The organism is Bartonella sp. AA83SXKL, from assembly GCF_042196965.1.
GTDB lineage: Bacteria > Pseudomonadota > Alphaproteobacteria > Rhizobiales > Rhizobiaceae > Bartonella.
Genome location: NZ_JBHIRG010000234.1, coordinates 415 through 654 on the forward strand (window position 1 = coordinate 415; position 240 = coordinate 654).

Sequence of the window (240 nt, forward strand, 5' to 3'; positions counted from 1 at the left end):
GCCGCTCTACCAAAGAACTTTCTGTTGAAAAAACAGCTTTACAAACCAATCTTGAAGCTGCAGAAGAAATAGCACGTCAATTACGCTTGCGTGACCTCGCTGGCCTGATTGTAATTGATTTTATCGATATGCTTGAAGAGCGCAATGTCAGGATGGTCGAAAAAAAGTTGAAAGATTGCTTGAAAAACGACCGTGCCCGTATTCAAGTTGGCCATATTTCACATTTCGGACTTCTGGAAA

1 protein-coding gene is annotated in these 240 nt (G+C 41.7%); it reads left to right on the top strand.

Annotation, left to right across the window (positions count from 1 at the left end; translation table 11 throughout):
- On the top strand, positions 1-240 hold a 240-nt coding region (locus ACFINO_RS10820; RefSeq protein ID WP_375655853.1), incomplete at both ends, for a ribonuclease E/G.